General features: G+C 65.3%; 12 protein-coding genes. 11 read left to right on the top strand and 1 reads right to left on the bottom strand.

Annotation, left to right across the window (positions count from 1 at the left end):
• The 3 genes from VK804_RS15940 to VK804_RS15930 form a co-directional block, all read left to right on the top strand.
• A partial coding sequence (locus VK804_RS15940) for an amylo-alpha-1,6-glucosidase (protein WP_325371887.1) occupies positions 1 to 967 on the top strand: 967 nt, incomplete at its 5' end.
• Between the two features lie 26 nt (positions 968 to 993).
• The gene (locus VK804_RS15935; protein ID WP_325371885.1) at positions 994 to 1,482 is read left to right on the top strand and encodes a PRC-barrel domain-containing protein; all 489 of its coding nucleotides are present in this window, start codon (positions 994 to 996) and stop codon (positions 1,480 to 1,482) included.
• Positions 1,483 to 1,594: 112 nt separating this feature from the next.
• Positions 1,595 to 2,803, top strand: a complete 1,209-nt coding sequence (locus VK804_RS15930; protein WP_325371884.1) for an MFS transporter — start codon at positions 1,595 to 1,597, stop codon at positions 2,801 to 2,803.
• Between the two features lie 27 nt (positions 2,804 to 2,830).
• On the opposite strand, the gene glgA is transcribed toward VK804_RS15930, so the two are convergent.
• Positions 2,831 to 4,246: a glycogen synthase GlgA gene (gene glgA, locus VK804_RS15925; RefSeq protein ID WP_325371882.1), complete on the bottom strand. Its 1,416-nt coding sequence runs from the start codon at positions 4,244 to 4,246 to the stop codon at positions 2,831 to 2,833.
• 183 nt (positions 4,247 to 4,429) lie between these two features.
• Here glgA and VK804_RS15920 point away from each other — a divergent pair, with 183 nt between their 5' ends.
• The 8 genes from VK804_RS15920 to VK804_RS15885 all read left to right on the top strand — a co-directional run.
• Entirely contained in the window at positions 4,430 to 5,635 is a 1,206-nt protein-coding gene (locus VK804_RS15920; RefSeq protein WP_325371880.1) for a CoA transferase, read from the top strand.
• A gap of 153 nt (positions 5,636 to 5,788) precedes the next feature.
• Positions 5,789 to 7,330 carry an ABC transporter substrate-binding protein gene (locus VK804_RS15915; RefSeq protein ID WP_325371878.1) on the top strand — a complete coding sequence of 514 codons (1,542 nt, stop codon included), beginning with the start codon at positions 5,789 to 5,791 and terminating at the stop codon, positions 7,328 to 7,330.
• Positions 7,331 to 7,336: 6 nt separating this feature from the next.
• A complete protein-coding gene (locus VK804_RS15910) occupies positions 7,337 to 8,287 on the top strand; it encodes an ABC transporter permease (RefSeq protein WP_325371876.1) in 951 nt (316 codons plus the stop codon).
• Positions 8,274 to 9,146, top strand: coding sequence for an ABC transporter permease (locus VK804_RS15905; protein WP_325371874.1), 873 nt, complete (start codon positions 8,274 to 8,276; stop codon positions 9,144 to 9,146). Before VK804_RS15910 ends, VK804_RS15905 begins: the two co-directional genes overlap by 14 nt.
• Positions 9,143 to 10,138 (top strand): ABC transporter ATP-binding protein, encoded by a 996-nt coding sequence (locus tag VK804_RS15900; protein ID WP_325371872.1) that lies wholly within the window; start codon positions 9,143 to 9,145, stop codon positions 10,136 to 10,138. Before VK804_RS15905 ends, VK804_RS15900 begins: the two co-directional genes overlap by 4 nt.
• Positions 10,135 to 11,121 carry an oligopeptide/dipeptide ABC transporter ATP-binding protein gene (locus VK804_RS15895; RefSeq protein ID WP_325371870.1) on the top strand — a complete coding sequence of 329 codons (987 nt, stop codon included), beginning with the start codon at positions 10,135 to 10,137 and terminating at the stop codon, positions 11,119 to 11,121. Before VK804_RS15900 ends, VK804_RS15895 begins: the two co-directional genes overlap by 4 nt.
• Positions 11,122 to 11,190: 69 nt before the next feature.
• Positions 11,191 to 12,261 carry an alcohol dehydrogenase gene (locus tag VK804_RS15890; protein ID WP_325371868.1) on the top strand — a complete coding sequence of 357 codons (1,071 nt, stop codon included), beginning with the start codon at positions 11,191 to 11,193 and terminating at the stop codon, positions 12,259 to 12,261.
• A gap of 129 nt (positions 12,262 to 12,390) precedes the next feature.
• The coding region (locus VK804_RS15885; protein ID WP_325371866.1) for an isocitrate/isopropylmalate family dehydrogenase at positions 12,391 to 13,136 on the top strand (746 nt) is incomplete at its 3' end.

Genomic DNA, 13,136 nt, shown 5'->3' with positions numbered 1-13,136 from the left:
GTCGTGGATCGACGGCCCGGGCGATCCCGACGGCGACGGCTTCGTCGAATATCTGCGCGCCAACGAACAAGGCCTCGCCAATCAGGGCTGGAAGGATTCCCAGGACGCGATCTTCCACGCCGATGGACGCCTTGCGGAGGGCGGCATCGCGCTCGTCGAAGTACAGGGCTACGTCTATGCCGCCAAACGCATGGCGGCGCGCTGCGCGCGCAGGCTCGGACGGGAGAGTCTGGCACAAAAGCTTCATTCCGAAGCGACGCGTCTCGCCGAGCACTTCGAAGCAGCGTTCTGGTGTCCTGAAATCGACAGCTACGCGCTGGCGCTCGACGGCGCGAAACGGCCCTGCGCGGTCCGCACCTCGAATGCCGGCCAGGTTCTGTTCACCGGGATTGCGGCGCCCGATCGTGCCCGGCGCGTCGCGCAGCAAATGCTGCAACCGCGCTTCTTCACCGGCTGGGGCATCCGCACCGTCGCCAAGGACGAGGCGCGCTTTAATCCGATGTCGTACCACAACGGCTCGATCTGGCCGCACGACAACGCGCTGATCGCGCTCGGGCTTGCCCGCTACGGCCTCAAGCATTCGGTCGCGCAGTTGTTCAAGGCGCTGTTCGACGCCGCCACCTATATGGATCTGCGGCGGCTTCCGGAGTTATTTTGCGGATTCCGTCGCGAGAAGCAGCGCGGGCCCACCCTGTATCCCGTTGCCTGCGCGCCGCAGGCCTGGGCGAGCGCGACGCCGTTCACGCTGCTCGAGGCGGCGCTCGGACTCGAATTTGATGCAGCGCGCGGTGAAATCCGGCTGCGCAATCCGCGCCTGCCGGCGTTTCTCAACGAAGTGGTGCTGCGTGAACTGCGATTGGGATCCTCAAGCGTCGATCTTCGCGTGAGCCGACATGGCGACGAGGTGGCGCTGGAGGTCTTGCGCACGCGCGGCCGGATCCAGGTGTCGATCGTGCTGGCGAATTGAGGACGGCGCTTAACCGGGGAGGCCGCATGCGCGCAAGACTTTTGTCGATCATCGTGGCGTCCGCGCTGCCAGCGATCGCGACTGCAACATCGTGGGCGCAGGATAATGTCACGCCGCCGGCTCAGCCGCCATCGACGACCACCCCGCCGGCGCCAAAAGAACCGGCGCCGCCGCCTTCCGTCACCATCATCGGTGCAAGGGACGCGCACGGCGTGCTTGGCCGCGATGTGCGCAGTCCGGCCGATGAAGACATGGGACACATCGTCGACGTGATCGTCGACCGCAGCGGCAAGGTGCGCGCGGCGGTGATCGATTTCGGCGGCTTTCTCGGCGTCGGCAGCCGCAAGATCGTGGTCGACTGGAATGCGCTGCGCTTCGGCGGCGTCAACGACAAGAGTGACAGCATCACGCTCGAATTGACCAAGGATCAGGTGAGGGCGGCGCCCGAATACAAGGAAGATCAGCCGATCGTGGTGCTCGGCGCCTCCGGCATCCTGCAGCCATTCAATCCCTGACTTCAGGAGAAGCAAGCTGTTGGTGCGCCCGCCCAGACCCTCGACCGACTCTGTTCATGTCCGCCGGGCGGGCGGCGCCGATGGCGATCCGCGACCGCCCCGGGAAGACGGATTGCACGAACGGGCCTCGCCCGAGAGCCTGCGCGGTCTCGACTGGTTCATCTTTTTCCTCGCCGACGTGCAGACCGGATTTGGCCCCTTCATCGCGGTCTACCTGACCACCCAGAAATGGACGCAGGGCCAGATCGGTCTTGTGCTGTCGATCGGCGGGATCGTGGGGCTGATCGGGCAGATGCCCGGCGGCGCGATTGTCGATGCGGCGCGCTCCGAGCGCCTGGTGGCGGGCTTTGCGGTGGCGGCGATCGGTATTAGCGCACTTGCCTACGCGGCCTGGCCGATCTTTCCCGTGGTCGTGGCGGCTGCGACGCTGCACGCGGCCGCCAGTTGCGTGCTTGGCCCGGCCATCGCCGCGATCAGTCTTGGTCTGGTCGGGCCGCTTGCGATGGGTGAACGGCTGGGGCGCAACGCCCGCTACGCTTCGCTCGGCAACGGCGTCGCGGCAGCCGTGATGGGGACGGCGGGCTACCTGTTGTCGAGCCGTTCGGTGTTCCTCGTCACCTTCATCCTGGCGGTTCCGACCCTGCTGGCGCTGGCGCGTATCCGCGAAAGTGAAATCGACGTGGCGCAGGCGCACGGCGCCGTGCCGCGCGAGGTGCCCGATGCCAATGCGACGAGCGTCCTCAGCCTCGTGCGGCAGCCTCCCTTGCTGATTTTTGCTGCCGCCGTGCTGCTGCTGCAGCTCGCCAACGCGGCGATGCTTCCGCTGATGGCGGGCGTGGTCACGACCCGTTCTAGCCAGTGGGCGCCGGTGCTGATCGCCGCCTGCATCATCGTGCCGCAGGCCATCGTTGCGCTGACCTCTCCTTCGGTCGGACGCAAGGCCCAGCAATGGGGCCGGCGGCCGCTGCTGCTGCTGGGCTTTGGCGCGCTCGCTATCCGCGGCGTGCTGTTTGCAACCGTGAGCGATCCCTATTTGCTGGTGGGTGTCCAGGTATTCGACGGCGTCACCGCGGCCGTCTTCAGTGTCATGATACCCTTGATCGTGGCCGACGTGGCGTTCGGAAGCGGTCACTTCAATCTGGCGCAGGGAATTGTCGGTACGGCCACCGGCATCGGCGCCTCTCTCAGCACGGTGCTGGCCGGCACCGTCAGCGACAGGTTCGGCAGCAGCGTCGCCTTCACCGGACTTGCAGCCGTCGCCGCGGTTGGCCTTGCCATGATCTGGCTTGTGATGCCGGAGACGCGCCGCGGCGTGCCCTGATCGGACGGCGCGATCGGGCCATTTCGCCTAGGACGACAACGCCTTCCGGTACAGCGCGCCGTACAGCGCGGCCGAAACGTCCCAGCTGAACGACCGTGCCATCGCGCTGCGGCGCATGGAGTCGAGGCGATCCTTGGTCTTGAAGGCGGCGAAGGCGCGACGGACGCCGCCGAGAAAGGATTCGGTCGAGGGACGGTCGAACAAAAATCCGGTCTCGCCGTCGGTGATGGTTTCCGCCAATCCCCCGGTCTGGTGGCCGATCGGCAGCGATCCGAATTTCTGGGCGTACATCTGGCTCAGGCCGCAGGGCTCGAAGCGCGACGGCATCAGCGTGAAATCGCTGCCGGCAAAAATCCGCCGCGCCTGGCCGTCGTTGAAACCGATCGCGACCCCGATCGCATCGGGCCTGCGGCGATGCGCATCGACCAGCGCCTGCTCGATCTCGGGCTCGCCCGAGCCGGTGACGATGATCTGCCCGCCGGTCTCGATGATCTCGTCGGCCGCCGACAGCACGAGATCGACGCCCTTCTGGTGAACCAGCCGGGCGACGAGACCGAAGATCGGGCCGCGCGACAGCGCCAGGCCGAATTGCTGGCGGACGTAATCCGAATTGGCCTGCTTGCCCTCCCAGTCGCCCGCGCCGAACGGCTGGGCTAGTTGCGCGCAGACCCGCGGATCCCAGGTTTCGTCGATGCCGTTGAGGATTCCCGTCAATTGCTCGGCGTCGGAGCGGCGACGCAGCAGGCCCTCGAGCCCGCAGCCGAGCTCGGGCGTGGTGATCTCCCTGGCATAGGTCTCGCTGACGGTGGTCAGGTGCGAGGCGTAGATCAGGCCGCCCTTGAGGAAGGACAGCTTGTCGTAGAATTCGAGCCCGTCGATGTGGAAGGAATCCTCGGGCGCTCCGATCCGGCGCAGGGAATCCCGGGGGAATAAGCCCTGATAGGCGAGGTTGTGGATGGTCAGGATGCTCGGGATGTTGACCGCGTTCCAGGCCAGATACGCCGGCACCAGCGCGGCCTGCCAGTCATTGGCGTGAACCAGATCGGCTGCCCAATTCTTGTCCAGACCGCCTGCCGCGAGCTGGGCAGCGACCGAGGCGAGCCGTCCAAAACGTACATCATTGTCCGGCCAGTCGCGGCCCGAGGCATCGCCATAGGGGTTGCCGGGCCGGTCGTAAAGCTGCGGGCATAATACGACGTATACAGGCAAGCCATCCCGGGTTGACGCCAGTCCAAGCGAGCAGGCCGGCATTTGCGCCAGCGGCGGACACCGGCCAACGATTTGAATATGCGTGAGTTGTTCGATGACGTCGCGATAGCCCGGCAGCAGCACCCTGACGTCGCTCCAGAGCCGAAGGGCCCGGGGGAGGGCCGCCGAGACGGCCGCAAGGCCGCCCACCCGGACGAAGTCGTCCATCTCGGTCGTGACGAACAAAACTCTCAAATAAACCCCTCTTCCCACCCTTGCTTACGCCAATCATGCAAGAATGGTTCCAAATCTTACGGGTCAAATAGGGCGCCAGCCAGCGATCGCCAAGATCCGTTGCGAGGGAATCGCTTCCCCGGCCGAGCCGCGCAATCTAGGGTCATGTCGCCGCCCCGGAGACGGGGCCGAAGGGAGTCTGGGATGACGATGGAAGACAAGGATGAGGGCCATAAGACGAAGTGCTTCCATGGCCTTCGGGTCATCGATTTTTCGACCACGATCGCCGGCCCGCATTGCGCGCGCATGCTGGCGGACATGGGCGCGGAGGTGATCAAGGTCGAGACGGCCGAAGGGGAGACGATGCGTACCCGTCCCCCCGTCCGCAGCGGCTGCTCAACCACCTTCGGCCAGCTCAATGTCGGCAAGAAGAGCCTCGTGCTCGACCTGAAATCCGCTGACGCGATCGAAATCATTCGCCGGCTGGTCGCGACCGCCGATATTCTGGTCGAGAATTTTCGTCCCGGTGTGATGCGGCGGCTCAAGCTCGACTATGGCTCGCTGCGCGAGCTCAATCCGAAGCTGATCTATTGCTCGATCTCCGGCTACGGCCAGACCGGTCCGTCGGCCGAACTGGCGGCCTACGCGCCGGTAATCCACGCCGCTTCCGGCTACGATATGGCGCATCTCGCCTACCAGCCCGGGCGATCGCGACCGGACTATTGCGGCATCTATCACGCCGACGTTCTCACCGGCGTCTATGCGTTCGGCGCGATTTCGGCGGCGCTGTACCGGCGTCACGACACAAAGCGAGGCCAGCACATCGACGTCTCGATGCTGGAATCGATGCTGAGCCTGACCTTGAACGAATTGCAGTGGTCGCAATTTCCGGTCAAGCAGACCCAGCGGCCGATGTTCGGCCCGCTCGCAACCGCGGACGGATATGTCATGCTGGCGGTCGCCAGCGAGAAAACCTTCCTGGGGCTGATCAAGGCGATCGGCCATCCCGAGTGGGTCGCCGATCCCAGATTCCTGAAATATGCCGACCGCCGCGAGCATTGGGGAGACTTGATGGACGGCGTCGAGAGCTGGTCGAAAACGCTCACGACCGAAACGTGCCTCGCCGAATTGAACGCCGCCGGCGTCCCCTGTTCGGCCTATCGCACGGTTGCCGAAGCCCTGCGCGATCCGCAGCTTGTCCATCGCGGCGCATTGACGGAGGTGGAGGATGGCGGCGGCACGTTCAAGGTGTTGAACCTGCCGTTCCGCATGTCGGAAGCCACCGTCTCCGCGGGAAAGCGGATCTCGACGCTCGGCGAGCACACGGTAGCGCTCTTGAAGGAGGCCGGGCTTTCCCAGCATGAAATCGCGGCTTTCTCCGGCAAGCCGCTGCTGGCTGAGCTGGGCTGAAGGCCGCGCATATTCAACGAAAGCATGAGGTCTGCCGCTTTTCATCCGCGATCCACTTGCGGCCTTGCCGGGGCCTGCGATTCCAGCCAATCTCGGATGCACACAACAACGATCCGGAACGAGCGGACGGCAGGCACCCTGGAGAGAGCACCCATGAAGGCGGTATTGCGCGTGCGCGCCATTGCGCGAATTTTCCTCACCACGGTATTTGGTGTTGCCTTGTCGATCGGCGCCGCCAGCGCGCAAAAACAGGGCGGCAGCATCACCGTCGGCCTCGAACTCGACATTCCCGGTTTCGATCCGCTGAAGGTAGGCGTCTTCGATACCTCGGCGGAAACCGCGGCCGCCGCGATTTTCGATACGCTCACCACGCTCGACGACAAGGGCGAGGCGGCGCCGAAGCTCGCGCTGTCCTGGACCCATTCGGACGATTTCAAGACCTGGACCTTCAAATTGCGGCCCGGCGTCAAATTCCACGACGGCACGCCGTTCAACGCCGAAGCGGTGAAGGAAAATTTCGACCGGCAGAAGGACCCGGCCAACAAATGCCGCTGCGCCTTCTACATTTCCGGAACCCACGATGTGCAGGCGCCGGACGAACTGACGGTGGTCTACAATCTGAACGATCCGTCGGTGAACCTGCCGGCGATCCTGACGCTGCAGAGCTCCAACAATGTGATCCAGTCGCCGACGGCGTGGAAGACCAAGGGCGACGACTACAACCGCAATCCCGTCGGGACCGGACCCTACATCCTGAAATCGTGGACCGCGGGCGACCGCATGGTGCTCGAACGCAATCCCGACTACTGGAACAAGGGCCATCCCCATCTCGACCGCATCGTTCTGAAACCGCTGCCGGATGCGCAGTCGCGCTTCGCCAGCCTGCAATCGGGCGAGGCCGACATCGTCTGGGATGACGAGGCCGACGCGGACAACATCCAGAAGGCCCAGAAGGACCCGAAGCTGACCGTGCATGCTTATGCCGGTTCGGGCGCCGCGGTTAACGCCATCAATACCAAGGACGCGCCTCTTGACGACGTGCGCGTTCGGCAGGCGCTGGTGATGGCGATTGACCGCAAGAAATGGTCGGAGGCCGTCACCAATGGTCTTGCGAGGCCCGCGACCAATCCTTATGGCGACGGTTCCTGGGTGAAATGCAAGGACGATGGTGCCTTGCCTTACGACGTCGAGAAGGCGAAGGCGTTGATCAAGGATTATGGCAAGCCGGTCGAATTCAAAATGATCGTTACCGCGACGCCGCGCGGCCGGGCCAACGGGCAAGTGCTCCAGCAGTTCTGGAAGAAGATCGGTGCGCAGATGGAAATCGAGCAGATCGATCAGGCCAGCTTTCCCCCGCGCGCTTTCATGCGCCAGTTCCAGATCATCGGCTGGCGCATCGTCGATCTCGCCGATCCCGATCCGCAGATGTACGCCAACTTCCACACCGGCAGCCCGGTGGCACTCGCCAATTATTCCAATCCCGAACTCGATCACCTGCTGGAGCATGCGCGCACGACCGCCGACGTCGCCAGCCGCACCGAGGATTATTGCGCGATCAGCCGGCTCATCAACAAGGAGGCGATCTGGTTCTGGAGCTTCCAGAATACCTATTACGCCGTCTCGAGCGCCAAGCTGAAGGGCCTGCCCAAGATGTATGGCGGGGTGATCGACGTGTCCGACGCCTGGGTGGAATAGCCGCAGATGCTGAGCTTCATCGCGCGAAGGCTCCTCTATCTGTTGCCGGTTCTGCTCGCGGTATCGCTGCTGACCTTCCTGATCGCTTCGCTGCTGCCGGGTGATCTCGCCTACGTGATCCTGGGCGATCAGGCGACGCCGGAGAAAGTCGCGGCCTTGCGCCATGACATGGGGCTCGACGAGCCGGTCTGGTGGCGATACCTGAGCTGGCTCGGCCATGTGCTTGAGGGCGACTTCGGCCGCTCGTTCCGTACCGGACAGACCGTGCTGCAGGCGGTCGGCGAGCGGTTGCCGGTATCGTTCGAACTGATGTTCTTCGCCGAAATCGCGGGGCTCGCCATCGGCGTTCCCGTCGCCATCGCCTGCGCGGTCAGAAGCGGCGGCGCCTTCGACCGCTTCATGACCGGCAGCGCCTTCGGCATGCTGTCGGTGCCGACCTTTCTGTCCGCGATCCTCCTGATCTACCTGTTCGCGGTCGAACTGCGCTGGCTGCCCGCGACCGGCTACGTGCCGTTCGGCGAGGACCCGATGGCGAATCTGCGTTTCATGGTGCTTCCCGCGCTGACGCTGGCGCTGGCGGAATGGCCGGGGATCATGCGGGTGCTGCGTTCCGACATGATCGCGACCCTGCAGGAGGACTACATCGCGCTGGCCAAGGCCAAGGGCCTGAAGGCCTCGCGCATCCTGTTCGTGCATGCCCTGAAACCGTCGTCGCTGACGTTGATTACGATCACCGGCATCAATATCGGCCGCCTGATCGGAGGCGCTGTCATCGTCGAGACCATCTTCGCGCTGCCGGGGATCGGCCGGCTCTTGGTCGGCGCCATCTACACCCGCGACCTCATCATCCTGCAGGGCGTGGTGCTGGTCGTGGCCGGCGGCTTCGTGCTGATGAATTTCGTCGTCGACATGCTCTATGCCGTCCTCGATCCCAGGATCCGTCATGGCCACGCTTGAACTCGTGATCGATGAGGATGTCGCCAGCGGCCCCGTGACGCGGACGCGCCGGCTGGGGCCGCTGTTCTGGGCGGCGGTCGGCTGGACGATTTTCATCCTGGCCGCCGCCGCTTCGGCCGGCCTGTTGCCGCTGCCGAGCCCAACCGACATGGACATGCTGGAGCGGCGCGCGGCGCCGTCCGTGCTGCACTGGCTCGGCACCGATGGCCTTGGGCGGGACGAACTGGCGCGGCTGATCTTCGGCGCGCGGGTATCGCTGACGGTCGGGCTCTGCGGGCCGGTCATCGGGCTCACCATCGGCGGCGCGCTCGGCATGCTGTCCGGCTATTTCCGCGGCCGCTTTGAATCCCTTGTCGTCGGCAGCATGGACGTGCTGCTCGCCTTTCCGCCCCTGATCCTGGCGCTGGCGGTGACCGCCTATCTCGGGCAATCATTGTTGAACCTCACCTGCATTCTCGGCGTGCTCGGCATTCCCGCCTTCATGCGGGTGGCGCGCGCCGCGACCCTGACGCTGGCGCGGCGCGAATTCGTGATCGCGGCCCAGGCGCTCGGGGCGACGCATGCGCGCATCCTGCTGCGCGAGCTATTGCCCAACGTGTTGCTGCCGCTGCTCGCCTTCTTCCTGCTCGGCGTCGCCGTCACCATCGTCGCCGAAGGCGCGCTGTCCTTCCTCGGCCTCGGCGTGCCGCCGCCGATTTCGAGCTGGGGCAGCATGATCGGGGAAGGGCGCGAGAGCCTGGAGATCGCGCCACGGCTCGCCTTCATGCCCGCGATCGCGATGTTCCTGACCGTGCTGTCCTTCAACCTGATCGGCGACACGCTGCGGGCGCTGACCGATCCGCGCCAGGGCGCGCTGTGAGCGAGCCGGTCCTGCTTTCGCTGGAGGACGTCGCGGTCGACCTGCCGACCCCGCGCGGCAATCTGCGTGCGGTGGATCGGGTCGACCTCACCATCGGCGCCGGCCGCACGCTCGGCATCGTCGGCGAATCCGGTTGCGGCAAGACCATGCTGTCGCGGTCGATCCTGCAATTGCTGCCGAAGAAGGCGAAACTCTCCGGCCGGGTGATATTCGACGGGCAGGATCTGGCGCGGCTCGATCCCGAACGGCTTCGCAAGCTGCGCGGGAAATCGCTCGCGGTGGTGTTCCAGGACCCGATGACCTCGCTCAATCCGGTGCTGACCATCGGCACGCAATTGATCGAGACGCTGCAGGAGCACCTCGAACTCGACGGTCAGGCAGCGCGAATCCGCAGCGCGGAATTGCTGGCCGCGGTGGGCATTCCCGCAGCCGAGCAGCGGCTCGCGCAATATCCGCACCAGCTCTCCGGCGGCATGCGGCAGCGGGTGGCGATTGCGATTGCGCTGTCGTGCGAGCCGAAACTCTTGATCGCCGACGAGCCGACCACCGCGCTCGACGTCACCATCCAGGCGCAAATTCTCGATCTGTTGGCGCGCGAGCAGCGCCGCCGCCACATGGCGATGATCCTGATCACCCACGACCTCGGCGTGGTCGCCGGCCGCACCGACGAAGTCGCGGTGATGTATGCCGGCCGCGTCGTCGAACGGGCGCCGACGCCTCGGCTGTTCAAGAACATGCACATGCCCTACACGGAGGCGCTGCTGGCGGCGATCCCGAAAATCGACGCCGCCCCGCACACGCCCTTGCCGGCGATCTCGGGGCGGCCGCCCGATCCGACCCGGCCGATCCCGGGCTGCTCGTTCTCGCCGCGCTGCCATTATGCCTCCTCGCTCTGTCATCGCGAAAAACCTCTGCTTGGCACGGCGGAATCGCCGGACCACCAGTTCGCCTGCTTCCATCCGATTTCGCTCGCTGCCGGCATCGAGGCATGATGGACGCCGAACGATCCGCAGGCCGCGCGCCGCTGCTTGAGGTCCAAAACCTCGTCGTCGAATATTCCGTCGGCGGCCGGACCATCCATGCGGTGTCCGGCGTCAGCCTGGAAGTCGAGCGGGGCGAGACGCTCGGCCTGGTCGGCGAGTCCGGTTGCGGCAAGTCGACGCTTGGCCGCGCGGTGCTGCAGCTGCGGCGGCCTCAATCGGGGCGGGTGCTGTTCGACGGCCAGGACCTCACGGCGATGCAGGGCGAGGCCTTGCGAAAAATGCGCCGGCGCGTGCAGCTGATCTTCCAGGACCCGATCGCCTCGCTCAATCCGCGGCGGCGGATCGGCGACATCATCGCCGAGCCGCTGGTGATCGCCGGCGTCAAGGACCAGAAGCGGCGCGAGCAGCTTGTCCATGAGGTGCTGAGCGCGGTCGGTCTCGATCCCCAGCTGGTGGCCGGGCGGCTGCCGCATGAATTCTCCGGCGGACAATGCCAGCGCATCTGCATTGCGCGCGCGCTGGTGCTCAATCCGGAATTCATCGTCTGCGACGAACCGGTCTCCGCGCTCGACGTATCGATCCGCGCGCAAATCCTCAACCTGCTGGAGGACATGAAGGCGCGCTTCGGCCTGACGCTGTTGTTCATCGCCCACGATCTCGCCGTGGTAAAGGCGGTGAGCGATCGCGTCGCCGTGATGTATTTGGGAAGGCTGTGCGAGGTCGGACCTTCCGAGCAGCTGTTTGCGCATCCTGCGCATCCCTATACCGCGCTCCTGATCGAGGCGATCCCGGTGCCCGATCCGGACGTGCGGCCGGCCGAAAGTGTCGCGGTCGGCGAGCCGCCGTCGCCGATGGCGCCGCCCTCGGGCTGCCGTTTCCGCACCCGCTGCCCCCGCGCGGACCAGCGTTGCAGCGAAGAAATGCCGGAATTGCGCGAGGTCGGGCCGCAACAATTCGCCGCCTGCCATCATCCATTGATCGGAGCCGGCTAACCCTCTAACAACGGCGCGGGATTGCACGGTAGTATCCGCCCAACAGCAAAAACGATCGGGAGCGAAGCGATGAAGAGTTTCAAGGTCACCGATTTCAACGCGCCTCTGCAGGAAGTAGACGAGCCGACGCCGCGGCCACAAGGGACACAGGTCTTGCTCAAGGTGAAGGCGGCCGGCGTCTGCCACAGCGACCTGCACATCTGGGAAGGCGGCTACGAACTCGGCCACGGCCGCAAGCCGCTGTCCCTGAAGGATCGTGGCGTGTCGCTGCCGCGCACCATGGGCCATGAGAGCGCGGGCGAGGTGGTGGCATTCGGGCCCGACGTCAAGGACGCCGACAAGGGTGGCCTCAAGGTCGGCGACGTTGTGCTGGTCTATCCCTGGCTCGGCTGCGGCAAATGCGCGACCTGCCTTGGCGGCGACGAGAACATGTGCATCGTGAAACCGAATGCGCTCGGCGTCTATTGCGACGGCGGCTATGCCGACCACATGACGGTGCCGCATCCGAAATACCTGCTCAACCTGAAAGGCCTCGATCCGGTCACCGCCGCACCCTACGCCTGCTCCGGTGTCACCACCTACAGCGCGCTGAAGAAGGTGGAAGCCGATTTCAACACGCCGATCGTGATCTTTGGGGCCGGCGGCCTCGGCCTGATGGCGCTGTCGCTGCTCAACGCGATGGGCGGCAAGGGCGCCATCGTCGTCGACATCGATGCCAGGAAGCGCGAGGCCGCCGAAAAAGCAGGCGCGCTCGCGACCGTCGACGGCGCCGCGCCGGACGCGCTGGAGCAGCTCGCGCAAAAGGCCGGCGGGCCGATCCGGGCGGTGATCGATCTCGTCGGCAATCCCAAGACCACGCAGCTCGGCTTCGACTGCCTGACCAAGGGCGGCAAGCTCGTGATCGTCGGCCTGTTCGGCGGCGGCGCGACCTGGGCGCTGCCGCTGATCCCGATCAAGGCGATCACCATCCAGGGCAGCTATGTCGGAAACTTGCGCGAAACGCAGGAACTGCTCGATCTGGTGCGCGCCAAGAAGATCACGCCGATCCCGGTGACGCCGATGCCACTTAACAAGGCCAACGAGGCACTGGTCGATTTGCAGAAGGGCCGGCTGGTCGGCCGCGCGGTGCTGACGCCGTAGGTCTAGCATTTTCGTCATGGCCGGGCTTGACCCGGCCATCCACGTCTTTCTTGCTGATAGGCCGTCAAGACGTGGATGCCCGGGACAAGCCCGGGCATGACGAGTCCTAAGAAACAAGGAAATACGCCCATGTCCGCCAACAACTCGCTCCACATCGCAGTCCTTGCCGGCGACGGGATCGGCCCCGAGGTGATGGCGCCGGCGCTTGAAGTGCTGCGCAAGGTTGAGGCGACCACCGACCTGAAGTTCCGCTTCACCGAGGCGCCGGCCGGGGCCAACCATTATCGCGAGACCGGCAAGTCGATGCCGGAGTCGACCGTGCGGCTGTGCGAGGAGGCCGATGCGATCCTGCTCGGCGCCTGCGGGCTGCCGTCGGTGCGCTATCCCGACAACACCGAGATTATGCCGCAGGTGGAACTGCGCTTCCATTTCGACCTTTATGCCGGCGTGCGTCCGGCGCGGCTGATCCCCGGCGTGCCGAGCCCGATCGTCGGCGCCGACCAGCGCGGCATCGACCTGGTCGTGATCCGCGAGTCCACCGAAGGCCTTTTCGCCTCGATGGGCAAGGGCGTTGTCACCGATGAGGACGCGCGCGAGACACTGGTGATCACAAGAAAGACTTCGGAACGCCTGTTCGAGTTTTCCTTCCGGCTTGCCGAACGGCGCAAGGCGCGCGGCCGGCCGGGCGGCCTGACCTGCGTCGACAAGGCCAACGTGTTCAAGGCCTTCGCCTTCTTTCGCGAGATGTTCGATGAGGCGGCCAAACGCCATCCGCAAGTGAAGGCCGACCGCCTCTATGTCGACGCCTGTTCGGCGATGCTGGTCAAGCGGCCCTGGGATTTCGACGTCATGGTGATGGAGAACATGTTCGGCGA

The sequence above is a fragment of the Bradyrhizobium sp. genome, assembly GCF_035484855.1.
Lineage (GTDB): Bacteria > Pseudomonadota > Alphaproteobacteria > Rhizobiales > Xanthobacteraceae > Bradyrhizobium.
Note: the sequence above shows the minus strand (reverse complement) of the source record. Positions and strands in the feature narration are given on the sequence as shown.

Bases quoted from the DNA above. Each gene is read 5' to 3' on its own strand.
- VK804_RS15910 (WP_325371876.1), top strand. From the start codon at position 7,337: ATGCTGAGCTTCATCGCGCGAAGGCTCCTCTATCTGTTGCCGGTTCTG.
- VK804_RS15915 (WP_325371878.1), top strand. From the start codon at position 5,789: ATGAAGGCGGTATTGCGCGTGCGCGCCATTGCGCGAATTTTCCTCACC.
- VK804_RS15920 (WP_325371880.1), top strand. From the start codon at position 4,430: ATGACGATGGAAGACAAGGATGAGGGCCATAAGACGAAGTGCTTCCAT.
- VK804_RS15890 (WP_325371868.1), top strand. From the start codon at position 11,191: ATGAAGAGTTTCAAGGTCACCGATTTCAACGCGCCTCTGCAGGAAGTA.
- VK804_RS15935 (WP_325371885.1), top strand. From the start codon at position 994: ATGCGCGCAAGACTTTTGTCGATCATCGTGGCGTCCGCGCTGCCAGCG.
- VK804_RS15895 (WP_325371870.1), top strand. From the start codon at position 10,135: ATGATGGACGCCGAACGATCCGCAGGCCGCGCGCCGCTGCTTGAGGTC.
- VK804_RS15905 (WP_325371874.1), top strand. From the start codon at position 8,274: ATGGCCACGCTTGAACTCGTGATCGATGAGGATGTCGCCAGCGGCCCC.